We start from the raw sequence: 23,635 nt of genomic DNA, 5'->3' as shown, positions 1-23,635 counted from the left end.
CATTGATAGATGTTAATAGATTCAAATATATGAAAATAGGTTTGGCTTCATCCGAAAAGATCCGTTCTTGGTCTTTCGGTGAAGTGAAAAAACCAGAGACAATTAACTATAGAACACTTAAGCCGGAAAGAGATGGTTTGTTCTGTGAGAAGATTTTCGGTCCAACTAAAGACTGGGAATGCAGTTGCGGCAAATACAAACGTGTTAGATATAAAGGTATGGTCTGCGACCGCTGTGGCGTCGAAGTAACCCGCTCGAAAGTAAGACGTGAGAGAATGGGGCACATTGAACTTGCTGCCCCAGTTTCCCACATCTGGTATTTCAAAGGGATTCCGTCCCGTATGGGTCTGCTTTTGGATATGTCACCGCGTTCACTCGAAGAGGTAATTTATTTTGCTTCATACGTAGTGATCAAACCGGGTTCAACCGGTCTTGAAACGAAGCAGTTGCTGACAGAACGTGAATATCGTGAATACTACGATAAGCATGGCAATACCTTCTCTGCAAAAATGGGTGCGGAAGCAATTAGAGATCTGCTTGATGATGTAAAACTTGAAGAAGAGCTTGAAATACTGAGGAAAGAGCTTGAAACAGCTACAGGACAGCGTCTGACAAGAGCGATCAAACGCCTTGAAGTGGTGGAATCTTTCCGCAGTTCCGGAAATGATCCTGCATGGATGATTCTGGATGTACTTCCAATCATCCCGCCGGAAATCCGTCCGATGGTTCAGCTCGATGGCGGACGTTTTGCAACGAGTGATTTAAACGACCTTTACCGTCGTGTAATCAACCGTAACAACCGTCTGAAACGACTGCTTGACCTGGGTGCTCCCGGCATCATTGTTCAGAATGAGAAGCGTATGCTCCAGGAAGCAGTTGATGCATTGATTGATAACGGTCGTCGTGGCCGTCCTGTTACAGGACCGGGTAACCGTCCGCTTAAATCACTGTCTCACATGCTAAAAGGTAAGCAGGGGCGTTTCCGTCAGAACCTGCTCGGTAAACGTGTCGACTATTCAGGTCGTTCCGTTATCGTTGTAGGTCCTTCCTTGAAAATGTACCAATGTGGTCTGCCTAGGGAAATGGCACTTGAACTATTCAAGCCTTTCGTCATGAAAGAGCTTGTTGAACGTGAAATGGCCACGAACATCAAGAACGCCAAAGGCAAGATTGAACGTATGGAAAATGAAGTCTGGGATGTACTTGAAGATGTAATTAAAGAACACCCGGTACTTCTTAACCGTGCACCAACGCTTCACCGTCTTGGTATCCAGGCATTCGAAGCGACATTGATCGAGGGACGTGCAATCCGTCTTCACCCACTCGTAACGACAGCGTATAACGCCGACTTTGATGGTGACCAGATGGCGGTTCACGTACCACTTTCAAAAGAAGCTCAGGCAGAGGCAAGAATGCTGATGCTTGCTGCACAGAACATTCTTAATCCGAAAGATGGTAAACCAGTTGTTACACCATCCCAGGATATGGTGCTTGGTAACTACTACCTTACTCTCGAAAGGGAGAACGAAAAACGTGAGGGTCATATTTTCAAAGACTCTAACGAAGTAGTAATGGCATACCAAAATGGTTATGTAGGACTCCATACTCGTATTGGTATTCATACAAATGCTTATAACACTGAAAAAATTTCTGAAGAGAACGAAGGAAAAATTCTGATGACGACTACTGGTAAAGTCATCTTCAACCAGATCATGCCGCCATCGTTCCCTTATATAAACGAACCAACCAGGGAAAACCTCGAGTTCAAAACGCCGGACCACTATTTCATCAAGGCTTCTGAACTGGGAGAAGAGGGACTGAGTGGCAGATTTGAAAAATCACAGATTGGTGATCCGTTCAACAAGAAGTTCCTCGGTCAAATCATTGCTGAAGTATTCAACAAATTCCACATTACTGAAACTTCCGTAATGCTGGACTTGATGAAAGACTTAGGGTTCAAATACTCTTCCAAAGCGGGTATCACAGTAGGGGTATCAGATATCGTGGTACTTCCGGATAAAGAAGAAATCATTAATGAAACGGAAGAAAAAGTAGAAAAAGTACAAAAGCAGTTTACTCGCGGTCTTATTACTGAAGAAGAACGCTATGGTGCTGTAATTGAACTTTGGACGAGAGCGAAAGATGTGATCCAGGGTCGTTTGATGGAATCACTGGACCGCTTGAATCCTATCTTTATGATGAGTGATTCCGGTGCCCGTGGTAACGCATCTAACTTTACACAACTGGCTGGTATGCGTGGTCTGATGGCCAACCCGTCCGGACAAATCATCGAACTTCCGATCAAATCAAGTTTCCGCGAAGGTCTGACAGTACTCGAGTACTTCATCTCCACTCACGGTGCGCGTAAAGGTCTTGCCGATACAGCGCTTAAGACAGCCGATTCAGGTTACCTGACACGTCGTCTGGTTGATGTAGCACAGGATGTTATCGTCCGTGAAGAAGATTGCGGTACAGACAAAGGTCTGCTTGTTTCCGCCCTTACGGAAGGGTCCGAACTTATCGAGCCGTTGATTGACCGTCTCGAAGGCCGTTACTCAAAAGAAACAGTGAGACATCCGGAAACGAATGAAATCCTTGTTCATTCCAACGAACTGATCACAATGGAACTTGCTAAGGAGATTGTAAACAGCGGTATCGATGAAATGTACATCCGTTCTGCATTTACATGTAACACACGCCACGGTGTATGTGAGCGTTGTTACGGTAAGAACCTTGCAACTGGTGAAAAAGTTGAAGTTGGTGAAGCGGTTGGTACAATCGCAGCACAATCCATCGGTGAACCAGGTACACAGCTTACGATGCGTACATTCCACACAGGTGGTGTAGCAGGTAGTGACATCACTCAAGGTCTGCCACGTATCCAGGAGCTGTTTGAAGCCCGTAATCCGAAAGGTCAGGCGGTTGTTTCTGAAATCCGCGGAGCGGTTACCGACATCGAGATTGTGAAGGATCGTCAACAGGAAATCAAAATTAAAGGCGAGCAGGAAACAAAAACATATACAGCGCCTGCAACAGCCAGACTTATAGTGGACATTGGTGATAAAGTTGAACCAGGTCAGTCACTTAACGAAGGTTCCATTGAACCTAAAGAATTGCTGACAATTGCCGGGTTGAACCGTACTCAGGAATATCTGCTCAAAGAAGTACAAAAGGTTTACCGCATGCAGGGTGTTGAAATCGATGATAAACACGTTGAGGTCATGGTAAGACAGATGCTCAGAAAAGTGAGAATCATCGATGCTGGTGAAACGAATCTTTTACCGGGCGCACTTGTCGACATCCATATGTTTACGGATGCAAACAAAGAAATCTTCAAGAAGCGTAAACGTCCGGCGACTGCAAAACCTGTACTCCTTGGTATTACAAAAGCTTCCCTTGAAACTGAAAGCTTCCTGTCCGCAGCCAGCTTCCAGGAAACAACAAGAGTACTGACAGATGCTGCAATCAAAGGTAAGCGCGACGACTTGCTTGGTCTCAAAGAAAACGTTATTATCGGTAAGTTGATTCCTGCCGGTACCGGTATGCCGAAATACCGTGATGTAGAAATTGATGTTGAAGCAAAACCGGTTGAAACTCAGCCGGAAGAAGTATTGGTTGAAGAGTAATATTCTATAAGGAACAATTTGAGGCTGGGGCGTATGATCCCAGCCTTATTCTTTGTAAAAAAACTGTTGGAAAGATTGAAATTTAAAAATGATAGTTCTTGACTTTGAAAAGACCGGATGATATTATTATTAAGGTTACTCTATATGGAGGATTTAAGCCTTTCTGTAGAGATACAAAATGTTGAAATGTAAGAATTTATTCTTACACATTTTTTATACCCTAAAAATGAACCACCTGGATGTGTGGGATTAAGAAAGAGAGGAGGAATATCATGCCAACTATTAACCAGCTCGTTAGAAAATCTCGTCAGTCTAAATCAAGAAAATCAGACTCACCAGCTCTGAACAGAGGATTCAACAGTCTTAAGAAACGTGTTACTACTGAAACAGCTCCACAGAAACGTGGTGTCTGCACTCGTGTAGGGACAATGACTCCTAAGAAACCGAACTCTGCTTTGCGTAAATATGCTCGTGTGAGACTTTCAAATAATATCGAAGTGAATGCATACATTCCTGGTATCGGACACAACCTCCAAGAACACAGTGTAGTACTGATTCGCGGCGGACGTGTTAAAGACTTGCCGGGTGTGCGTTATCACATCGTACGTGGTGCTCTTGACACTTCTGGTGTTGACAGCCGTAGACAGGGCCGTTCCCTATACGGTACTAAGAGACCTAAAGCGAAGAAATAATTGAACCGTATCTTACGGACACGAATTTTATTAACTATTTGAAAGGAGGCTAACTATGCCACGTAAAGGACCAGTTGCTAAAAGAGACGTATTGCCGGATCCGATTCACAACTCAAAGCTTGTGACAAAACTCATCAACAAAATGATGATTGACGGAAAACGCGGTACATCCCAAAGAATTCTCTATTCCGCATTTAACCTTGTACAGGAACGTTCAGGCAGAGATGCTATGGAAGTGTTTGATGAAGCGATCGATAACATCATGCCAGTACTTGAAGTTAAAGCCCGCCGTGTAGGGGGATCTAACTACCAGGTGCCAGTAGAGGTGCGCGCAGAGCGTCGTACGACTCTTGGACTTCGTTGGCTTGTGAACTACGCACGTCTGCGTGGGGAAAAGACAATGGAAGAACGACTTGCAAATGAAATTCTTGATGCTGCCAACAATACAGGCGGTGCTGTCAAGAAACGCGAAGAAACTCACAAAATGGCAGAGGCTAACAGAGCATTCGCTCACTACCGCTGGTAGTAGGCGGATAATGCAGCCTTAAATTTTCAACCCATTCCTGGAAGGAGAAAAGAATACCAATGGCAAGAGAATTCTCTTTAGAAAAAACTCGTAACATCGGTATCATGGCGCACATCGATGCTGGTAAGACTACGACAACTGAACGTATTCTTTATTACACGGGCCGTATCCACAAACTTGGTGAAACTCACGAAGGGGCATCCCAGATGGACTGGATGGAGCAGGAGCAGGAACGTGGTATCACGATCACTTCAGCTGCCACTACAGCTCAGTGGGACGGTCACCGTGTAAACATCATCGATACACCTGGACACGTAGACTTCACTGTTGAAGTTGAACGTTCCCTCCGTGTACTTGATGGCGCCGTAACTGTACTTGACGCACAGTCCGGTGTTGAGCCACAAACTGAAACTGTTTGGAGACAGGCGACTACTTATGGTGTTCCTCGTGTTGTTTTCGTCAACAAGATGGACAAAGTAGGTGCCGACTTCGACTATTCTGTAGGTACTATCAGAGACCGCCTTCAGGCGAATGCTCATCCAATCCAATACCCAATCGGTGCTGAAGATGACTTCACAGGCATCATTGATCTGATTGAAATGAAAGCATACAACTATGGTAACGACCTGGGTACAGAAATCGAAGAAATTGAAATTCCTGACGATTATAAAGACAAAGCCAACGAACTCAGAGAAGGCCTTATCGAAGGTCTTGCTGATGCGAATGAAGACATCATGGAAAAGTATCTTGGCGGAGAAGAAATCTCTCTGGACGAATTGAGAGCAGCAATCCGACAAGCGACTTGTGATGTTGAATTCTACCCGGTTATGTGTGGTACAGCATTCAAGAATAAAGGGGTTCAGTTGCTTCTTAATGCAGTAATTGACTATCTGCCTTCACCTCTTGATGTTAAACCGATCGTTGGTCATAAGAAAGATGATGAAGACGAAGAAATCATTGCTAGACCGGATGATTCCGAGCCGTTTGCGGGACTTGCCTTCAAAGTCATGACTGACCCGTACGTAGGTAAATTGACATTCTTCCGTGTGTACTCTGGTACTTTAGAGTCAGGGTCATATATTAGAAATACAACAAAAGACAAGCGTGAACGTGTAGGACGTATCCTGCAGATGCACGCGAACTCCCGTCAGGAGATTTCTGCGGTTCACGCCGGAGATATCGCTGCAGCGGTTGGTCTTAAAGATACTGGTACAGGGGATACGCTCTGTGATGAGAAAAACCAGGTTATCCTGGAATCAATGGAGTTCCCGGAACCAGTTATCCACCTGTCTGTAGAACCTAAATCCAAAGCTGACCAAGACAAGATGACTACAGCACTTGTCAAGCTTCAGGAAGAAGACCCTACATTCACAGCACGTACAGACAACGAAACTGGACAGGTCATCATCGGCGGTATGGGTGAACTTCACCTTGACGTTCTTGTAGACCGTATGAAACGTGAATTCAAAGTTGAATGTGCCGTAGGTGCTCCAATGGTATCCTATCGTGAAACATTCAAAAAAGGCGCTTCCGTTCAAGGGAAATTCTCCCGTCAGTCCGGTGGACGCGGTCAGTACGGTGACGTACACATCGAGTTCACACCGAATGAAGTGGGCGGCGGATTCGAATTCGTCGACAACATCGTCGGCGGGGTAGTTCCACGCGAATTCATTCCATCCGTTGAAGCAGGTCTTAGAGATTCACTTGACAATGGTGTACTTGCAGGCTATCCGCTTGTAGACATCAAAGCCAGACTTTTCGATGGTTCATACCATGACGTCGACTCCTCTGAGATGGCGTTTAAAGTTGCAGCATCCATCGCTCTTAAAGAAGCGGCTAAAGTCTGTGAACCAGTTATCCTTGAGCCAATGATGAAGGTAGAAATCGTAATGCCTGAAGAGTACATGGGAGATATCATGGGTGACGTAACAAGTCGTCGTGGACGTGTAGACGGTATGGGCGCACGCGGTAACGCGCAGGTTGTCGATGCTTTCGTTCCACTTTCAGAGATGTTCGGTTACGCTACAAGCCTGCGCTCCAATACGCAGGGACGTGGTACTTACACTATGGCATTCGACCATTACGAAGAAGTTCCTAAATCTGTTGCTGAAGAAATCATCAAGAAAAATAAAGGTGAATAATCGGCAGGCTTGATTTTTGCAGCTAAATCATTTATAAGTGATTTTAGAAACACCTCGGGCGGGACCCCCGCTCCGAGTTTCAAATAAAAAAATAATTTATATTTAAGGAGAGGTATAACACAATGGCTAAAGAAAAATTTGACCGTTCCAAAACACATGCCAATATTGGTACAATTGGTCACGTCGACCACGGTAAAACAACTCTAACAGCTGCTATCGCAACTGTTCTTGCTAAAAGAGGTTCCGGCGAAGCTCAGAGCTACGCTCAGATCGACAACGCTCCAGAAGAAAAAGAGCGTGGTATCACAATCAACACATCTCACATCGAGTATGAAACAGAAAGTCGCCACTATGCGCACGTTGACTGCCCAGGCCACGCTGACTATGTTAAAAACATGATCACTGGTGCTGCTCAAATGGACGGCGGTATTCTCGTAGTATCTGCTGCAGACGGCCCAATGCCACAAACTCGTGAGCACATCCTGCTTTCACGTAACGTTGGTGTACCGGCACTTGTTGTATTCCTTAACAAAGTTGACATGGTAGACGACGAAGAACTTCTTGAACTTGTTGAAATGGAAGTTCGCGAACTTCTTTCCGAATACGACTTCCCTGGCGACGACATCCCTGTAATCGCTGGTTCAGCTCTTAAAGCTCTTGAAGGCGTTGAAGAATACGAAGATAAAATTCTTGAATTGATGGAAGCTGTAGACACTTACATTCCAACTCCAGAGCGTGACTCTGACAAACCATTCATGATGCCTGTTGAGGATGTATTCTCAATCACTGGCCGTGGTACAGTTGCAACTGGACGTGTTGACCGTGGACAAATCAAAGTCGGTGACGAAGTTGAAATCATCGGTCTTGCTGAAGAATCCGGTAAAACAACAGTTACAGGTGTTGAAATGTTCCGTAAGCTTCTTGACTATGCAGAAGCTGGCGACAACATCGGTGCTTTGCTCCGTGGGGTAGCTCGTGAAGATATCCAGCGTGGACAAGTACTTGCTAAACCTGGATCCATCACTCCACACACAAACTTCAAAGCTGAAGTTTATGTTCTTTCAAAAGAAGAGGGTGGACGTCACACTCCATTCTTCGGTAACTACCGTCCGCAGTTCTACTTCCGTACAACTGACGTAACTGGCGTAGTTAACCTTCCAGAAGGAACTGAAATGGTTATGCCTGGCGACAACGTTGAAATGGCAGTTGAACTCATTTCTCCAATCGCTATCGAAGACGGTACGCGTTTCTCTATCCGTGAGGGTGGACGTACTGTAGGATCAGGCGTTGTAACTGAAATCGTTAAATAATTTCAGCATACAGGATTGAAGCTTAGACATTTGTCTAAGCTTCTTTTTTATACAGAAAAAGCAGAGTGCCGGAGCACCCTGCTTAAATTAGTTACCGCTGAAACCCCAGCACTATTTTAACAAGCGTTTCTACGCCGGCTTTCATCCCTGTTTCATCGATATCAAACATTGGGTGATGATGTGGATAGTCGGCTTTAATATCGCTGTTCCCTACACCGGTGTACACATAGGCACCGGGTTTATTCTGCAGGAAGTATGCGAAGTCCTCGCCACCCATGGAGGGGAGGTTCTCTTCAACGATTTTTACATATTCAGCATACTGCATCGCCTCTATAATATGATCCACGTGCTCATTGTCATTTAAGAGGGCAGGGTAGCCGTCTGTATAGTCCACTGTACACAGCACATCGAAACTTGATTCGATTCCTCTGGCAATGCCTTCGATGCGGTGCTGGACTTTTTCTTTTACTTCTCTTTCGAAAGTGCGGACGGTGCCCCGGATTTCTGCAGTATCCGGAATGACATTGAACACTGTACCGCTGTTGAATGTACCCACGGTGACCACTGCAGATTTTAATGGATCTGTTGTCCTTGAAACGATGGATTGGAGCTGTTGTATAAGGGAGGCTGTTGCGACAACAGGATCTACAGCCTCATGGGGTTCTGCACCATGCCCGCCCTGGCCTTGTACTTTGATTGCAAATGAATCTGCACTGGCATACGCATAATCGTATGTATATGATAGTGTGCCTACAGGATAATTGCTGGATACGTGCTGTCCAAATATATAATCGACGCCATCAAGTGCACCATCCTCCACCATGGATCTGGCACCGCCGGGGAGCACCTCTTCAGCATGCTGGTGAATAAAGACAACATTAACCGGGAGCTCGTTTTTATGCTCTGAGAGAATGCGGGCAACTGTAATCAGCATGGCAGTGTGGGCATCATGTCCGCAGGCATGCATTGCACCGTCGACCTGTGATTTATAAGGCACCTCTTTTTCATCCTGGATCGGGAGTGCATCAAAATCTGCACGCAGCCCCACAGTTTTATAACTGTTGTCCACTTGAAGTCTGGCCACAATGCCATTGCCGCCGACATCCCTTTTTATATCGAAACCAAGGTTTTTAATCTGGTCAAAGATATATTGCTTCGTATTTTCTTCCTGGAATGAGATTTCAGGGTTCATATGCATATGACGTCTGATTTCAACCATATCATCATAGTGCGCTTCTATCTCTTTGGTTATGTTCATCATTATTTTGTCTCCTTCTCAAAAAACGTAAATACGGATTTAAGCATGACGGATACAGCGTTTTCCAAACCTTTTTCATCAACATCGAATTTAGAATGATGATGGGGATAATCTGCTTTGAAGTTTGAATTACGCGTTCCTGTGTAATAAAAGGTTCCCGGTACACGCTGTAAGTAATAGGAGAAGTCTTCCCCGCCCAAATCAGGTTCCAATTCTTCCACTTCTTTGACGGTTGAAATCTCTTTTGCAGATTCGAGCACAATATCTGTTTTATCAGTATCGTTCACAACGGGCGGATAACCTTTCATGTAATCCAGATCATATGAAATGCCTGTAGTGGTCACGAGCCCCTCCAAGCACTTCTTCAGCTCGGTAATCATGACATTTTGCGCCTCTGATGTGAATGTGCGGATGGTTCCGCCAACTGTCACTATATCCGGTATCACGTTATGCTGGTGACCGCCGTTGAACATTGTGATGGAGAGAACGACAGGCTCCATTGGTTTGGATTTTCTCGTTACCGCATACTGCAGCTGATTACAGAAAGTGATAGCGGCCGCAACCGGATCGATTGCAACATGCGGCTTTGACGCATGGGCGCCGCGGCCATGGATTTTAATCGTGAAGTCATCCGGCATCCCTGTTGCTGTGCCATATTTATATCCTATGGTCCCGACTTCCAGACTGCTGGTTACATGCTGCCCGAATATCGCATCCACGCCGTCCAGGCATCCGTCCGCAATCATCTGGATTGCACCGCCGGGATCGACTTCCTCAGCATGCTGGAAGATGAAGACGACGTTGCCGGTCAATTCATCCTTATGCTGTGATAGTATGCGTGCAACTGTAAGTACGACGGCCGTATGGGCATCGTGCCCACAGGCATGCATTACCCCCGGCACCGTCGATTTATAAGGGACATCCTTCATGTCCTGAATCGGCAATGCATCGAAGTCGGCGCGCAGCGCAACCGTCGGCAATGCCTCATCAATGATCAGACGCCCGACGACACCCCGTCCGCCGATGCCTTCCTGGACATCGAGTCCGAGCTCTCTTAAATACTGTGCAATGTATGCCGGTGTCTGGACTTCCTGGAATGAAAGTTCCGGATACATATGAAAATGACGGCGGAGCCTGACCAGTTCGTTATAGTTTTTCTGTGTCAGTTTTTCAATTTGGCTTGTTTCCATTCGATCACCTGCTCGATTTCAAGTATTTTCATAAACATGGATAAGCCGCTGACCATCGCATCTTCGTCCATATCAAATTTAGGATGATGGTGGACAAAATCACTCAGCTTTTCATGATTGCCGGAGCCGGTGAAGAAAAACGCGCCGGGACGTTCGTTGATGAAATATGAGAAGTCCTCCCCGATCATCAGAGGTTTTGATTCTTCAAATTCAATGCCCGCTTCTTCTGCCGCCTGGCGTACAACAGCAGCTTCCTCTTCATGATTGATTACCGCAGGATAGCCGAAGTTGTAGACGATATCCGCTGTTGCCCCCCGTTTTTCAGCCGTGAGTTTTGCCTCTTTATGAAAGACGTCGTGGATCATCTGTTTTGTTTCCTGTTTGAATGTGCGGACTGTACCGGTAATCGTTGCTGTATCAGGAATGACGTTAAAGGCATCCCCGGCACGTATTTTGCCCACAGTGACCACTGCATTATCCAATGGGGAGACCTGTCTCGCAACAGTCGTCTGGAGGCTTGTGATGAGCTCTGAAACAATGACTATCGGATCCACTGCATCATGGGGATGTGCGGCGTGGCCGCCTTTTCCCTGTATTGTAATCTCAAAGTAGTCGGGGCTCGCCACGAGCGGGCCCGGTTTTGTTCTTATGAGACCTGTTGGATACTGGCTCCAGTAGTGCTGGCCGTATACTTTATCGATGCCGTCCAGAACACCGTCTTCGACCATGGAAATGGCGCCGCCCGGCTGCACTTCCTCGGCGAACTGGAAGAGGAAGGAGGCACTGCCTTTCAAGTGTTCTTTATTATTATAGACAGTGTCCAGCAGAGCGAGCAGCGTGCTTGTATGGGCATCATGCCCGCAGGCATGCATTACACCGTCCACGGTGGATTTATAAGGTACATCCTTTTCATCCTGTATGGGAAGGGCGTCGAAGTCGGCACGCACTGCAACGTGGGGGTGGGGGGCATTGCCGATTGTAGCGAGCAGTCCGCCGCCGCCGATATTTTCCCTTATCGTCAATTCTGGATATTCCCTTAAACGGTCCAGTATGTATTTGTATGTCTCTGTTTCATGAAAGGATACTTCCGGGTGCATATGCATATAGCGTCTCGTTTCTATCATTTCAGGTAAAATGGATTCTGCTATTTCTTTTATTTCCATAAGTTTCGCCTCCATAATTTATATTAGATTATTTTATCAAATTTTCGGAGTTTTATAAACATTATAGATCGTTGTTTTTCAATTCTAAGTCAGTATTCACTTGTGATATGATAAAGAAAAGAGGAGGAGATTTGGGATGTCTAAAATTTTGGACGAGTATCTTGCATCAAATCTGCAGGAACTTAAGGACAATGGACTGTACAATGAGATAAACGTAGTGGAAGGCGCAAATGGTGCTGAAATTACAATCGAAGGTCAAAAACTGATCAACCTGTCTTCCAACAACTACCTTGGACTGGCGACGGATGAAACGCTTAAAAAGGTGGCGAAAGAGGCAATTGATTCCCACGGGGTGGGTGCAGGAGCCGTACGTACGATCAATGGTACACTCGACCTTCATGTTGAACTCGAGAAGAAGCTTGCTGAATTTAAGGGGACAGAGGCGGCAGTAGCATTCCAGTCCGGTTTCAACTGTAACATGGCTGCCATCCAGGCGGTTATGAATAAAGAGGACGCCATTCTATCTGACGAATTGAACCACGCTTCCATCATCGATGGCTGCCGTCTTTCACGCGCAAAAATCATTCGTGTGAATCACTCGGATATGGACGATTTGAGGAAGAAAGCCAAAGAAGCGGTCGAGTCGGGATTATATAAAAAAGTGATGTATATCACGGATGGCGTATTCTCAATGGATGGCGATGTTGCACTGCTGCCGGAAATTGCTGAAATTGCCAAAGAATTTGATCTGATCACTTATGTGGATGACGCACATGGATCAGGTGTCATGGGCAAAGGCGCCGGCACGGTCAAGCACTTCGGCCTGCAGAACGATATCGATATGCAGATGGGTACCTTATCAAAAGCGATTGGTGTTGTAGGCGGATATGTCGCCGGTTCTCAGGATTTGATCGATTACCTGAAAGTGGCGGCACGTCCATTCCTGTTCTCCACTTCATTGACTCCGGGAGACACCCGTGCGATTACGGAAGCCGTCCAAATGCTGATGGATTCTACAGAACTGCATGACAAGCTTTGGGAAAATGGGGATTATCTTAAAAAAGGTCTCAAAGAACTTGGCTTTAATATCGGCAACTCGGAAACACCGATCACACCATGCATCATCGGTGATGAGAAAACAACGCAGGAATTCTCCAAACGTCTCATGGAAGAAGGCGTATATGCAAAATCCATCATCTTCCCGACAGTGCCGAAAGGTACGGGACGCGTAAGAAATATGCCGACGGCAGCCCACACAAAAGAGATGCTTGATGAAGCACTCGCGGTTTACGAAAAAGTCGGCAGGGAACTTAATGTAATCTCATAATAACGAAGGAGTACACAATGGAACGAATTATAATAACAGGGGCTCTCGGTCAGATTGGTACGGAACTGACGTTGAAACTGAGAGAAAAATATGGTGAGGAAAATGTCCTTCCAACAGATATAAAAGAACCGGAAAATGAAGAACTCAAAGGGAAGCCATTCGAAATACTGGATGTAAGAGACGGCGCACGCCTGAGGGAGATCGCTGAATCCTTCAAGCCTGATACCATCATGCATATGGCAGCCCTGCTCAGTGCAACGTGTGAGAAAAACCCACAGCTTGCCTGGGAGATTAATATGGGCGGCCTTGTAAATACACTGGAGCTCGCCAGAGAGTCCGGACTGAAATTCTTTACACCGAGTTCAATCGGCGCATTCGGCCCGTCCACGCCCAAAGAAAACACGCCGCAGGTCACTGTCCAGCGTCCGACGACAATGTACGGGGTCAATAAAGTTGCCGGCGAACTTCTATGTGATTACTATTTTGAAAAATTTGGTGTAGATACCCGCGGCGTCAGATTCCCGGGGCTCATTTCATATGTAAAGGAACCGGGCGGCGGAACGACGGACTACGCTGTGGAAATTTATTTTGAAGCGGTAAAAAATGGCAGATACACCTCTTATATAGATAAAGATACAAATATGGATATGATGTATATGGATGATGCGATTGATGCAATCATTGATCTGATGGAAGCAGATACAGACAGGCTGAAAGACCGCAATGCATTCAACGTGACGGCGATGAGCATCAATCCTGAGATGGTTGCGAATGAAATCAGAAAACATATTCCGGAATTCGAACTGGATTATGATGTCGATCCGGTACGCCAGGGGATTGCCGAAACCTGGCCGAATGCGATCGATGCCAGTGAAGCTGTAAACCAGTGGGATTTCGAGCCCAAGTACAATCTTGCCAGAATGACAGAGACAATGCTGGAAGCGATACGAAATAAACGATAAGAAGGCGTCAAGCCTTCTTATTTTTCTAAACTTAGGAGGCAAAATGACGCGGGTAATTTTATTTGATAAAGATGGTACGCTGCTGAACTATCAAAAAATCTGGACGCCATATGCTAAACAGGTCATCCAGGCGTTTGCGGAAGAGTTCGACAGGCATGACATTAAAAACCAGCTCGCTTATGAACTGGGCCTGATTGACGGTGAGATTGCGCCGAACTCGATACTTGCGAGCGGTACAGGCGAGATGATCCAAAACCATTTTGAAGGATATGAGTCCGGGGCTGCTGCCTGGATGCGGAAGCATTATGAAGACAGCTTGGAAGAAATACTTGAGAGTATGGAATTGATTGAAGGTTCTAGAGAGGTACTGGAGCAGCTTCATGATGACGGTTTCAAAAATGTGATCGTTACAAGCGACAGCAGGGCAAGTACGGAGTATTTCGTCAAAAAGTTCAAGTTGGAGCCGCTCATTGAAGATATCGTTGCAGGAGATGACAGCTCTCATCACAAGCCGGATTTCCGCATGCTCGAACCACTGATGGAACGGCACGGCTATACAGTTTCAGACATGGTCATGGTGGGCGACAACAAATCCGATACGATGCTCGGTCTGGATGAAGGACTGCGGACGATCGGAGTGCTCAGCGGTACGTGCCGGGAACAGGATTTGGAAGGTGCCGATATCATAATCGGGAGTGTCAGGGATTTATATGAAAATGAAGAATTCATAATGCAGGAAGGCTGTAAATAGTATGCACGAGGAATTTATGAAGCATGCCATGGCGGAAGCCAGGAAAGCGGAAGCCGCCGGTGAAGTGCCAATTGGCGCTGTTATTGTACATAAGGGGGAGATAATCGCCCGTGGACATAACAGGCGGGAATCCTCACAAAATCCATTGACCCATGCAGAAATCATTGCAATCAATGAAGCAAGTGGAAAAATAGGGTCCTGGCGGTTGGAGGCATGCACATTATATGTTACTTTAGAGCCTTGTGTGATGTGTTCCGGAGCGGTTGTAATGAGCCGCATCCCGCATGTCGTCTACGGGGCGAAAGACCCGAAAGGCGGGACAGTGGACAGCTTGATGAGCCTGCTGGAAGAGCCGCGGTTCAATCATCGGGCAACAGTCACAAGCGGTGTAATGGAAGAAGAGTGCAGCGTCATGCTTACTTCATTCTTCAAAAAATTAAGAGAAACACGTAAAAGAAGAGCAGCTGATTAAATTTTCTGATAAAATAGAGTCAAAACAGTATAAGGGAGTTTTAGAACGCTTATGGTCAAACTGATCGCATTGGATATGGATGGAACCTTGCTGACCCCGGATCACGATATCACCGGACGGACAAGAGAAGCGATACAAAAGGCGATGGACAAGGGAGTCCAAGTCGTCATTGCAACAGGTCGTGCATTTTATGAAGCACATGGTATAGTCAGCAAACTGGATATGAAGGTGCCTTACATCTGCCTGAACGGCGCAGAAGTCCGCAATGAGTCCAGCGAGATTCTGTCGACCTCAGCTTTGAATTCAGAACTTATCGATGAAGTGTCTGATGTGTTTAAAGCAGAAGGGATATTCTATCAGATCTATACAGATCGTGCTATATATACAACAAGCATCGAAAGGGATATACAAGTATTCATCGACCTGTCAGAACAGATGGGTCAACAAGCAAATGAAACACGGATCCGCAAGTTTATGGAAGAACGGCTGGAACGCGGAACACTCGTCGAAGTGGATGACTACAAGGCAATCTTCGAAAGAGGGGACGAGAACGTTCTCAAGTTTTTAGCAACATCGGAAAGCAAAGCAAAACTGGTAAGGGCAAAGAACGGGCTCAATGAGATCGGCAATCTGGCTGTTTCTTCCTCATCGGCAGGAAATATCGAACTTACACATGAAAATGCCCAAAAGGGCATCGCACTGGAACACATCGCGGATGTCATGGAAATCAACATGAAAGACGTCATGACTGTAGGGGACAATCTAAATGATATCTCCATGCTGAAACGTTCGGGCTTATCCGTTGCCATGGGTAACGCAGCTTCCGAAGTCAAAGCAATCGCAGATAAAGTCACTGAGACAAATATGGAAGACGGCGTTGCGATTGCCATTGAAGAAGCTCTGGCGGAGATGGAACGCAAAGAAGCGGCTGCAGGACCGGCATCCGCAGAATCAGAGAACTGAACGTAAGATTAATTTAATGAGTGGGAAAACGGGCGGGAATCTTGGTGAGTTAAGGTTCCCGCCCGTTTTTTGCTGTAGTTGAGGAGGGGAGGGACGTATATCGCTTCATCTGTTTCGTTTCATGACCGACGATAAGATAAATGCCTCGTAAAAGTTGCAGTACTGATGAAGAATTATCCCTCCGTATTTAATCTGACTGGCATTGCCTCTTCAACCCCGTTTTCATCATCCACTTTTCCAGTCCCGTCCTTTCCTTTACCTTTATCCTGCTCTTTCGCCTGCTGATACATTAAACAAAAAGCTTCAGCACCGTCACATCTACTGACAGTGCTGAAGCAGTTTTTATATTCGGGGGGATGTTCGGTTTAAGCTACTTTCCGTTCAGGACTGCGGTGGTTGAAGAATCTGAATGCATGCTTTTCCATTGAAGGTTTCAAGAAACGGTCAACTCCGAGGCTTCCCGCTTTATATCCGGCAGCAAGGATGACGATACCGATCAGGATGTAGAGCGGGTTTACGGATACCGTTCCGGCAAACAGGAACGAGAAGTTCATGAGCAGTCCGAAGAATGCAGCATAGGCTGTAAATCCGCCGACGATAAGACCGAGACCGACAAGGAGCTCACCCCATGGAATGATCAGGTTTATCGCAGGTGTCATTGAAAGAAAGACGTTATCGACTAAAAATGTATACCAGGGATAGACAGCATTTCCGTCGGGACCGACTACCGGATTCTGTATCGCATTTTGCAGGAAGCCTGAAGCGTCGAATCCTCCCGTCACTTTTCCGAGTCCGCTCGTGAACCAGCCAACCCCCAGGTAAACTCTTAAAACTAACAACACATACTCACTGATCTTATGCTCCAGCAATTTTTTAAGCATTTTATTTTCTCCTTTCGTATTTACGTTCTCTTCTTTGATTTCATTATATGTGAATATTATCACGAAGTCAATATAATTTGTGAAAAAAATCTCAATAATTTATGGGATTGAAGTGGAATGGAAATGACCAAAAAAAACAGACTCCGAATCAAATCGGAATCTGTCTTAAAACTGCATTAATTGTCAGGGTTTGGTTTAGTTGGATTTTTAGGTTTCTCACGTCTTTCGGACATCTCCATCTTATCGCTGTAGCCCCAAACGTAGGTCAGGGCGAAGGCCAGGAACAACGTGATGGCTGTGACGAGCACGGCATACCAGAAATTCGCCGTAATGCCGTGCTCCGGATCGATGAAAGAAGGCAGTCCGATGATGGAGCCGATGATGCTCCACATGTTGATCTCGAATACGCCCGTTAAAAACCCGCCGACTGCACTGGCGATGCTGGCGCAGATGAATGGCCTGCGGAAACGCAGGTTGATCCCATAGATGGCTGGCTCTGTTATTCCGCAAAAAGCTGAAATCGCACCTGCATATCCCAGTTCTTTTATGTCTGCTTTTTTCGTTTTGAAGGCAACACCCAGTGCTGCACCGGCCTGTCCGACGATTGTGACACTCACTATGGCTGAGAAATAACTGTAACCCAGCGTCGCAAAGTCGTTGACATAAATCGGGATGATTCCCCAGTGCAGGCCGAAGACGACAAGCAATTGATAAAATGAATTAATGACAGCCGCAAAAACAGGCGCATTCAGACTCAGCAAAGTTTCCAGTCCATTTGCCATGGCCAGGGAGAGCCCGACCAGAACCGGGCCTGTAATAATGATTGTTATGGAAGAAACGGCACCAATCACAACAATCGGTATAAATATAGCCTGGATATAAGATGAAACCCAGCTTTTCAGCCAGTTCTCCAATTTTTTCACAAGCCAGGCGGCCAATATCATTGGAAAGATGGAATATGTATAAGAAACGAACGGAAAGTCGAATGCTCCGACAGAGAAGATGCTCAATCCACTGTCAGCGGCTTCAAGGACTGTCGGATGAATGATGACGCCGCCGATAACGGCTGTCAGAAGCGGGTTGCCATTCAATCGCTTCGCAGCGTTAAAGCCGACTAGAACAGGCAGGAAATAAAATACGGCATCTGCCATTGCGTTAATGATCAGATAGGCGGTGCCGGTATCAGTGACAAGATTCAATCCGACGAATAAAGACAGCAGGCCCTTGATGATTCCGGCAGCAGCAAGGATGCTGATGATGGGCATCACCGAACCGGTAATGACGCCGATGAGCTGGTTGCCGCGATGTTTGAATGTCCCCCAAAAGGTGCGGTCCTCATTATCATCAGAAACATCTTTTCGACTTTGGGACCGGTCCGGGGAGAGGTTCAGCTGAGCCGCGACTTCTCTGTAAACATCCTCAACCGCTGCACCGATCACCACCTGGTATTGACCGCCTGCTTCGGCCACGCCCATAACCCCCTTCAACTCTTTAACTTCCCCGGTTTTGGGGAGGGTGTCATTTTTCAAATGAAAACGGAGACGTGTAACGCAATGGATGACATTATCGATATTTTCTTCGCCGCCCACCAATTGAATGATCTGGGCCGCTAATTTTTGATGCTCCTCTTTCTTCTTCATGAATGATTTCACCTTTCTTTCTCATTTGGTATGTATTCATATTACCCTGAATTCCTTATATGAAGTGCATGTAAATACTTTAATATCCCAGTCAATAAAGAAATGATCTGTAAATGCTCATGAAAAAATGAACTCCCCCTCGGACGGAGGAGGAGTTGCATTATTTCTGATATCTCATTCTGCTGAATGCATCGTGCTGGTGGATGCTTTCTTCATTGCGGCATTCGAGTTCGAAGCCTTTGACCCAGTCGAATTCTGCGAGATCATATGCAATCAGGCGGATAAGGTCTTCTACAAAGCGCGGATTTTCATATGCACGCTCTGTGACCATTTTTTCGTCTGTGCGTTTCAGAATCGGATAGAGCTGTGAAGATGCATTGATCTCCATCGCTTCATACAACTGTTCTTTGTGATCTTCCGGCAATTCTGCAGCGGGATCGATATCCAGCAATACTTTGACATAACCGCGCTGATTATGTGCACTGTACTCACTGATTTCTTTCGAGCACGGACAGAGCGTTGTAACCATTGCCGTCATGCCGAGCTGTTTGCGTGTCGTGCCTGTCTCGCCGATTTCCAATGAGTACTTCACGTCTGCATGTGCCATGCCGGTGAGCTGCGTGTACGGACTCGGCTTTTTGAAATACCATTTGGCGTCTGCGGTGACTTCAGCGGATGTCTGGTTCATGCGCTCGCGCAATGTTTCCAGCACTGATTCGAGTGTTGAGAAATCGAGCGTAACGCCACCCTCGTTTTTAGTTTCAAGGGATTCCAGGATACGGCTCATGTTGATGCCCTTTTCATTTCTTTTCAGACTTGTTGCAAGTTCGAAGTTTCCCACAGACTGGAAGTCACCAATGACTACCGGATAGCTCAAGTTGTTGATCCCTACGGAATCCACTTCGAATAAAAAGTCTTTTTTCGAGTTTTGTAAGTCGACCATAAGCTCTTTCTCTATTGGCTTCGTTCCTTCAATCGGGTCCACGGAACCGAAATGTTTAAAACGTCCTTCTCGTGTCGTAAGGTCCAGTTCTTCCATGCTTCTACTCCTTAATCTACATTATAACTATAGAATGTTTCATATTTCATCCACATGTCGCGAGCTTCTTTGCCTTCCTGCGTGTCTGCTGCAAGTGACGCGAGGAGTGGGCCGGTCTGTGATTTATGCGCCGCCATCACCTGTTCTTTACGCTCCTGATAGCCGTCTATATCCACAATGATATCCGGTTCACCCAGTTCCTTCAATGTGTTATTGCTGAATGCCACCAGCTGAAGCTTGGGGCGGGTATCTTCCGGCATCTCTTTTACAGCTTCTATGACCGCTTCTGCAGTGGCCTCATGATCCGGGTGGACTGAATACCCCGGATAAAAAGTGATGATTTTACTCGGATTCAATTCATCGATCAAATCTTTCATTACACCTTTCAGATGTCCCAGTTCTTCAAACTCCAGTGTCTTATCACGGTAGCCGAGCAGCCTCAGATCGGTCAGTCCGATCAGACGTGCACTTTCTTCAACTTCCTTTTTGCGTATGCTGTGCAATGATTCTCTCGTTGCAAACGGAGGATAGCCCAGATTGCGTCCCATATCGCCGAATGTCAGGCATGCATAAGTGACAGGCACACCCATATCCACATACTGGCTCATCGTTCCGCTGACACCGAAAGCTTCATCGTCCGGATGTGGAAATACGACGAGAACTTGTCTTTCCTTTTCCATAGCCATTCCTCCTATTTAAAGAATTCTTTAGTAGAGATTTCAAGTGCACTGGCGAGCTTGCCATCATAGTTGAAGCCATGCATGATGAATTCATCATTGTCATTGACTTCAAAATGAGTGAGTCCGAGGACATAGATCCATCCGCCGTTATCGAGCTTCAGCCCGACACGGAATTCACCATCGCTGCCGCCGCGAATCGCACCCTGGGTAAATTCAACCTGTACGTTCCTTAAAAACATGCCGGAGTTGAACACCCGCTCGTCCATGTGCGAAGCATACATCCCGCTCGTCACTTCGACATGGACGTACACTTTTTTATTTTGATAATTATCGAGTAAAGTCTGTACTTCTCCGCGATCTATTTTCTCCATATATGTTAACCGCTCCTTAAAATAGTACATAGAAAAGAGATAGGCATGCTATCTCCCCATTTTCTATATCTGTTCGTCCTGCACTTCGATTTTCTCCACGCTGTTCGCAGCACCGTGGCGGACAACGCCAACGTGTTCGTTCATCTTCCATCCGTTTTTGATGGCGGAAGTGACGAATGCTTTAGCGTTTTGAATCGCTTCGAGCGGCGTGAGGCCATTCGCAAGGTTTGCTGTAATTGCTGCGGCAAATGTGCAGCCGGCACCATGGTTGTAGGAAGCATCGATTTTATCGCTTGTCAGCATATGGAACTCGTTACCGTCGTAGTAGACATCGACTGCCTTGTCGCCTTCGATTTCAGAACCACCTTTGATGATAACGTGTTTTGCACCTTTTTCATAAATCACTTCTGCACATTTTTTTGCAGCTTCCAGTGTAGAAGGTGTTTTATATCCGGCAAGCTGTCCCGCTTCAAATAAGTTTGGTGTCACGACCGTTGCATGAGGGAGCAGATGTTCAACCATCGCATCGACGAGTCCCGGATTAAGCACCTCATCGTCCCCTTTGCATACCATGACCGGATCGATGACGAAATGTTTCGCATCACTGTTCAGGAATGCATTTTTACTGCGTTCAATCACCTCTTCAGAAGGGAGCATGCCCGTCTTGATGGCATCAGGTGAGATGGATAGTACTGTCTCAAGTTGTGCATCGACAACTTCCAGAGGAATTGGGTTTACACCATGGGACCATGTTTCCGGGTCCATTGTTACGATAGTAGTCAGTGCTGTCATGCCGTAAGTTTCGTGTTCCTGAAACGTTTTCAGGTCTGCTGCGATACCCGCACCGCCACTAGTGTCCGAGCCTGCGATTGTAAGTGTTTTTTTAAGTGCCATAGGAACATTCCTCCATTGTAATTAATAATAATATTCTACTATAATAAGCGGTGTATTTCTAGAGACATGCCTAATAGAATGGTATAATCAATCTTTAGACAGAGGTGATTTAAAATGGAATGGAAAGATGTTTTTAAATCTATTAGGGAAGAAAATGATTTCAGCGAACTGGAAACCGAACTGGAGCAGAGATATGAGAATGGGAAAGTGTTCCCGCCGCGCGACCAGATATATACAGCTTTTGAACTCACACCATTTGAAAATGTGCGTGTGGTGATCCTCGGACAGGATCCCTATCATGGTGAACATCAGTCACATGGGCTGGCGTTTTCCGTGAACGAGGGAATAAAGATTCCGCCGTCCCTCAGAAACATCTATAAGGAACTCGAGAGTGACCTTGGCATTGTAAGGGAAGGCGGCAGTCTGAAGGACTGGGCGACCGAGGGTGTTCTATTACTCAACACTGTCCTGACAGTGGATGCCCATGAAGCGAATTCCCACAGGAAACTGGGATGGCAGCCATTTACCGACGGCATCATCAAACATGTTTCGGATGATCTTGAAAATGTTGTGTTCATCCTCTGGGGCAAACCGGCTCAGCAGAAGGAAAAACTGATCGACACCGATAAGCATCTCGTCATAAAATCAACACACCCCAGTCCATTGTCGGCACATAGGGGATTTTTCGGTACGAAACCTTTCAGCCGGACGAACGATTATCTGGAAGAGAATGGGCGGAAACCTGTCGACTGGAGTGAGCAGTGATGAAAGCGCAGATCATAGCGGAGTTGAAACAGGAGCTCCACCTCATGGAAGTATCCAGCCAGCCGCATGAGTTTGAAAAGCATTTATATGCGGTGGAACGGCTGGTCGGACTGCTGAAAAAAGACGTCGGCAGTGCGGCAGGCCTCCCTGTATCAGAGAAGCCGCAGCAGCAATCATCCGGCATGAGCGAACAGGATCAGGAAATGCTTGCGATGATGGGCGGCAAGATTGAAAAGAGGGCAAAGCAGCCCCGACAGCCGGAACAGATTCCGGCAGAGACGCTTGAAACGGATGACGGGTTCGGCAACGGAGATTCGCTTTTTGAGTTCTAAAATTGATTCGCATAGATAAAAGGAGAAAATGGAATGAAAATGTTTATAATATTCGGCGCAGTGAACGCTTTGATATCCGTGGCACTCGGTGCATTCGGTGCACATGGTCTGGAAGGAAAGATCAGTGAGCACTATATGGGTGTCTGGGAAAAAGCGGTGCAGTATCAGATGTATCACGCGCTCGGAATGATCGCGCTCGGAATTTTAATGCAGGTTACCGATGCACCGCTGCTCGGTGCCGCAGGGTGGCTGATGCTGCTCGGCATCATATTCTTCAGTGGATCACTGTATATTCTTGCAGTGAGCGGGGTTTCAATCCTCGGTGCCATCACACCGATCGGCGGTGTGCTCTTCCTGGCAGGATGGGTATGCCTGATCATCGGCATTGTAAAACTGTAAAAGAAGGAAAATGGCGGTGTGACTATCTCAAAAAATAACAGTTTCAGACACTATCTGATCGTTTTCCTGCTTTTTATCGGCGTTTTTGCCGCAGGCAGCGGCATCGTTAATCTGATGACTACGAACACCATCAGCATCGGTGAGATTCTGGCTATGATCGGTCTGCTGGCAGCTGCTGCACTGTATATGCGCAGCAGGGTGAAAATCAAAAAGTCAGAGAGAAACAGAAAATAGGATATGTATTGTGGACTCC

Annotated in this window: 23 protein-coding genes; 14 read left to right on the top strand and 9 right to left on the bottom strand. The window is 46.3% G+C overall.

All coding sequences use genetic code 11. From position 1 onward, the window contains the following. Window positions 1-2 precede the first annotated feature (2 nt). The 5 genes from rpoC to tuf all read left to right on the top strand — a co-directional run bounded on the left by rpoC (window position 3) and on the right by tuf (window position 8,295). Window positions 3-3,626 carry a DNA-directed RNA polymerase subunit beta' gene (gene rpoC / locus ACKRAT_RS13710; protein ID WP_411842937.1) on the top strand — a complete coding sequence of 1,208 codons (3,624 nt, stop codon included), beginning with the start codon at window positions 3-5 and terminating at the stop codon, window positions 3,624-3,626. Between the two features lie 272 nt (window positions 3,627-3,898). Further along, window positions 3,899-4,318 carry a 30S ribosomal protein S12 gene (gene rpsL, locus ACKRAT_RS13705; protein ID WP_411842936.1) on the top strand — a complete coding sequence of 140 codons (420 nt, stop codon included), beginning with the start codon at window positions 3,899-3,901 and terminating at the stop codon, window positions 4,316-4,318. Window positions 4,319-4,373: 55 nt separating this feature from the next. Then, window positions 4,374-4,844 (top strand): 30S ribosomal protein S7, encoded by a 471-nt coding sequence (gene rpsG, locus ACKRAT_RS13700; protein ID WP_411842935.1) that lies wholly within the window; start codon window positions 4,374-4,376, stop codon window positions 4,842-4,844. A 59-nt stretch (window positions 4,845-4,903) separates the two neighbouring features. Then, complete coding sequence (fusA, locus tag ACKRAT_RS13695) at window positions 4,904-6,985, top strand: elongation factor G (protein WP_411842934.1); 2,082 nt, start codon at window positions 4,904-4,906, stop codon at window positions 6,983-6,985. Between the two features lie 122 nt (window positions 6,986-7,107). Then, complete coding sequence (tuf, locus tag ACKRAT_RS13690) at window positions 7,108-8,295, top strand: elongation factor Tu (RefSeq protein WP_411842933.1); 1,188 nt, start codon at window positions 7,108-7,110, stop codon at window positions 8,293-8,295. Window positions 8,296-8,386: 91 nt separating this feature from the next. Here tuf and ACKRAT_RS13685 read toward each other — a convergent pair whose 3' ends face one another. The 3 genes from ACKRAT_RS13685 to ACKRAT_RS13675 are packed head-to-tail and all read right to left on the bottom strand — an operon-like array spanning window position 8,387 to window position 11,906. Then, on the bottom strand, window positions 8,387-9,556 hold the full coding sequence (locus ACKRAT_RS13685) for a M20 metallopeptidase family protein (protein WP_411842932.1): 1,170 nt from the start codon (window positions 9,554-9,556) through the stop codon (window positions 8,387-8,389). After that, the gene (locus ACKRAT_RS13680; protein ID WP_411842931.1) at window positions 9,556-10,743 is read right to left on the bottom strand and encodes an amidohydrolase; all 1,188 of its coding nucleotides are present in this window, start codon (window positions 10,741-10,743) and stop codon (window positions 9,556-9,558) included. Before ACKRAT_RS13680 ends, ACKRAT_RS13685 begins: the two co-directional genes overlap by 1 nt. Beyond that, window positions 10,716-11,906, bottom strand: a complete 1,191-nt coding sequence (locus tag ACKRAT_RS13675; RefSeq protein ID WP_411842930.1) for an amidohydrolase — start codon at window positions 11,904-11,906, stop codon at window positions 10,716-10,718. The genes ACKRAT_RS13680 and ACKRAT_RS13675 overlap by 28 nt, the downstream gene beginning before the upstream one ends. 136 nt (window positions 11,907-12,042) lie before the next feature. Between ACKRAT_RS13675 and ACKRAT_RS13670 the strand changes: the two genes are divergently transcribed. From ACKRAT_RS13670 to ACKRAT_RS13650, 5 genes are read left to right on the top strand one after another with little or no spacing between them, the layout of a single operon-like run. After that, window positions 12,043-13,233, top strand: coding sequence for a glycine C-acetyltransferase (locus tag ACKRAT_RS13670; RefSeq protein ID WP_411842929.1), 1,191 nt, complete (start codon window positions 12,043-12,045; stop codon window positions 13,231-13,233). Between the two features lie 17 nt (window positions 13,234-13,250). Next, entirely contained in the window at window positions 13,251-14,195 is a 945-nt protein-coding gene (locus tag ACKRAT_RS13665) for an L-threonine 3-dehydrogenase (RefSeq protein WP_411842928.1), read from the top strand. Window positions 14,196-14,238: 43 nt separating this feature from the next. Beyond that, on the top strand, window positions 14,239-14,946 hold the full coding sequence (locus tag ACKRAT_RS13660) for an HAD family hydrolase (RefSeq protein WP_411842927.1): 708 nt from the start codon (window positions 14,239-14,241) through the stop codon (window positions 14,944-14,946). Between the two features lies 1 nt (window position 14,947). Next, window positions 14,948-15,418, top strand: a complete 471-nt coding sequence (tadA, locus tag ACKRAT_RS13655; RefSeq protein WP_411842926.1) for a tRNA adenosine(34) deaminase TadA — start codon at window positions 14,948-14,950, stop codon at window positions 15,416-15,418. Between the two features lie 51 nt (window positions 15,419-15,469). Further along, window positions 15,470-16,381, top strand: coding sequence for a Cof-type HAD-IIB family hydrolase (locus ACKRAT_RS13650; protein ID WP_411842925.1), 912 nt, complete (start codon window positions 15,470-15,472; stop codon window positions 16,379-16,381). Between the two features lie 365 nt (window positions 16,382-16,746). On the opposite strand, the gene ACKRAT_RS13645 is transcribed toward ACKRAT_RS13650, so the two are convergent. The 6 genes from ACKRAT_RS13645 to thiD all read right to left on the bottom strand — a co-directional run bounded on the left by ACKRAT_RS13645 (window position 16,747) and on the right by thiD (window position 21,886). Further along, window positions 16,747-17,262, bottom strand: a complete 516-nt coding sequence (locus ACKRAT_RS13645; protein WP_411842924.1) for a DoxX family protein — start codon at window positions 17,260-17,262, stop codon at window positions 16,747-16,749. A 176-nt stretch (window positions 17,263-17,438) separates the two neighbouring features. Further along, window positions 17,439-18,902, bottom strand: a complete 1,464-nt coding sequence (locus ACKRAT_RS13640; RefSeq protein ID WP_411842923.1) for a PTS transporter subunit EIIC — start codon at window positions 18,900-18,902, stop codon at window positions 17,439-17,441. 160 nt (window positions 18,903-19,062) lie between these two features. After that, window positions 19,063-19,941: a GTP cyclohydrolase FolE2 gene (gene folE2, locus ACKRAT_RS13635; RefSeq protein WP_411842922.1), complete on the bottom strand. Its 879-nt coding sequence runs from the start codon at window positions 19,939-19,941 to the stop codon at window positions 19,063-19,065. A gap of 11 nt (window positions 19,942-19,952) precedes the next feature. Then, window positions 19,953-20,621: a bacillithiol biosynthesis deacetylase BshB2 gene (bshB2, locus tag ACKRAT_RS13630; protein ID WP_411842921.1), complete on the bottom strand. Its 669-nt coding sequence runs from the start codon at window positions 20,619-20,621 to the stop codon at window positions 19,953-19,955. Between the two features lie 11 nt (window positions 20,622-20,632). Continuing rightward, window positions 20,633-20,992, bottom strand: coding sequence for a DUF1806 family protein (locus tag ACKRAT_RS13625; protein WP_411842920.1), 360 nt, complete (start codon window positions 20,990-20,992; stop codon window positions 20,633-20,635). Between the two features lie 63 nt (window positions 20,993-21,055). Beyond that, on the bottom strand, window positions 21,056-21,886 hold the full coding sequence (gene thiD, locus ACKRAT_RS13620; RefSeq protein WP_411842919.1) for a bifunctional hydroxymethylpyrimidine kinase/phosphomethylpyrimidine kinase: 831 nt from the start codon (window positions 21,884-21,886) through the stop codon (window positions 21,056-21,058). Between the two features lie 114 nt (window positions 21,887-22,000). On the opposite strand from thiD, the gene ACKRAT_RS13615 reads away from it, so the two are divergent. The 4 genes from ACKRAT_RS13615 to ACKRAT_RS13600 are packed head-to-tail and all read left to right on the top strand — an operon-like array spanning window position 22,001 to window position 23,616. Next, the gene (locus ACKRAT_RS13615) at window positions 22,001-22,651 is read left to right on the top strand and encodes a uracil-DNA glycosylase (protein WP_411842918.1); all 651 of its coding nucleotides are present in this window, start codon (window positions 22,001-22,003) and stop codon (window positions 22,649-22,651) included. Then, a complete protein-coding gene (locus ACKRAT_RS13610; protein ID WP_411842917.1) occupies window positions 22,651-22,983 on the top strand; it encodes a DUF5327 family protein in 333 nt (110 codons plus the stop codon). The genes ACKRAT_RS13615 and ACKRAT_RS13610 overlap by 1 nt, the downstream gene beginning before the upstream one ends. 33 nt (window positions 22,984-23,016) lie before the next feature. Continuing rightward, window positions 23,017-23,382 carry a DUF423 domain-containing protein gene (locus tag ACKRAT_RS13605; RefSeq protein ID WP_411842916.1) on the top strand — a complete coding sequence of 122 codons (366 nt, stop codon included), beginning with the start codon at window positions 23,017-23,019 and terminating at the stop codon, window positions 23,380-23,382. A gap of 18 nt (window positions 23,383-23,400) precedes the next feature. Then, entirely contained in the window at window positions 23,401-23,616 is a 216-nt protein-coding gene (locus ACKRAT_RS13600; protein ID WP_411842915.1) for a hypothetical protein, read from the top strand. Window positions 23,617-23,635: the final 19 nt, after the last annotated feature.

The sequence above is a fragment of the Salinicoccus sp. HZC-1 genome (assembly GCF_046736035.1).
Lineage (GTDB): Bacteria > Bacillota > Bacilli > Staphylococcales > Salinicoccaceae > Salinicoccus.
This window is presented reverse-complemented; position numbering and strand designations above follow the sequence as displayed.

Excerpts from the sequence above, each read along its gene's own strand:
- rpsL (WP_411842936.1), top strand. The coding sequence starts at position 3,899 with ATGCCAACTATTAACCAGCTCGTTAGAAAATCTCGTCAGTCTAAATCA.
- rpsG (WP_411842935.1), top strand. The coding sequence starts at position 4,374 with ATGCCACGTAAAGGACCAGTTGCTAAAAGAGACGTATTGCCGGATCCG.
- fusA (WP_411842934.1), top strand. The coding sequence starts at position 4,904 with ATGGCAAGAGAATTCTCTTTAGAAAAAACTCGTAACATCGGTATCATG.
- tuf (WP_411842933.1), top strand. The coding sequence starts at position 7,108 with ATGGCTAAAGAAAAATTTGACCGTTCCAAAACACATGCCAATATTGGT.
- ACKRAT_RS13685 (WP_411842932.1), bottom strand. The coding sequence starts at position 9,556 with ATGATGAACATAACCAAAGAGATAGAAGCGCACTATGATGATATGGTT.
- ACKRAT_RS13680 (WP_411842931.1), bottom strand. The coding sequence starts at position 10,743 with ATGGAAACAAGCCAAATTGAAAAACTGACACAGAAAAACTATAACGAA.
- ACKRAT_RS13675 (WP_411842930.1), bottom strand. The coding sequence starts at position 11,906 with ATGGAAATAAAAGAAATAGCAGAATCCATTTTACCTGAAATGATAGAA.
- ACKRAT_RS13670 (WP_411842929.1), top strand. The coding sequence starts at position 12,043 with ATGTCTAAAATTTTGGACGAGTATCTTGCATCAAATCTGCAGGAACTT.
- ACKRAT_RS13665 (WP_411842928.1), top strand. The coding sequence starts at position 13,251 with ATGGAACGAATTATAATAACAGGGGCTCTCGGTCAGATTGGTACGGAA.
- ACKRAT_RS13660 (WP_411842927.1), top strand. The coding sequence starts at position 14,239 with ATGACGCGGGTAATTTTATTTGATAAAGATGGTACGCTGCTGAACTAT.
- tadA (WP_411842926.1), top strand. The coding sequence starts at position 14,948 with ATGCACGAGGAATTTATGAAGCATGCCATGGCGGAAGCCAGGAAAGCG.
- ACKRAT_RS13650 (WP_411842925.1), top strand. The coding sequence starts at position 15,470 with ATGGTCAAACTGATCGCATTGGATATGGATGGAACCTTGCTGACCCCG.
- ACKRAT_RS13645 (WP_411842924.1), bottom strand. The coding sequence starts at position 17,262 with ATGCTTAAAAAATTGCTGGAGCATAAGATCAGTGAGTATGTGTTGTTA.
- ACKRAT_RS13640 (WP_411842923.1), bottom strand. The coding sequence starts at position 18,902 with ATGAAGAAGAAAGAGGAGCATCAAAAATTAGCGGCCCAGATCATTCAA.
- folE2 (WP_411842922.1), bottom strand. The coding sequence starts at position 19,941 with ATGGAAGAACTGGACCTTACGACACGAGAAGGACGTTTTAAACATTTC.
- bshB2 (WP_411842921.1), bottom strand. The coding sequence starts at position 20,621 with ATGGAAAAGGAAAGACAAGTTCTCGTCGTATTTCCACATCCGGACGAT.
- ACKRAT_RS13625 (WP_411842920.1), bottom strand. The coding sequence starts at position 20,992 with ATGGAGAAAATAGATCGCGGAGAAGTACAGACTTTACTCGATAATTAT.
- thiD (WP_411842919.1), bottom strand. The coding sequence starts at position 21,886 with ATGGCACTTAAAAAAACACTTACAATCGCAGGCTCGGACACTAGTGGC.
- ACKRAT_RS13615 (WP_411842918.1), top strand. The coding sequence starts at position 22,001 with ATGGAATGGAAAGATGTTTTTAAATCTATTAGGGAAGAAAATGATTTC.
- ACKRAT_RS13610 (WP_411842917.1), top strand. The coding sequence starts at position 22,651 with ATGAAAGCGCAGATCATAGCGGAGTTGAAACAGGAGCTCCACCTCATG.
- ACKRAT_RS13605 (WP_411842916.1), top strand. The coding sequence starts at position 23,017 with ATGAAAATGTTTATAATATTCGGCGCAGTGAACGCTTTGATATCCGTG.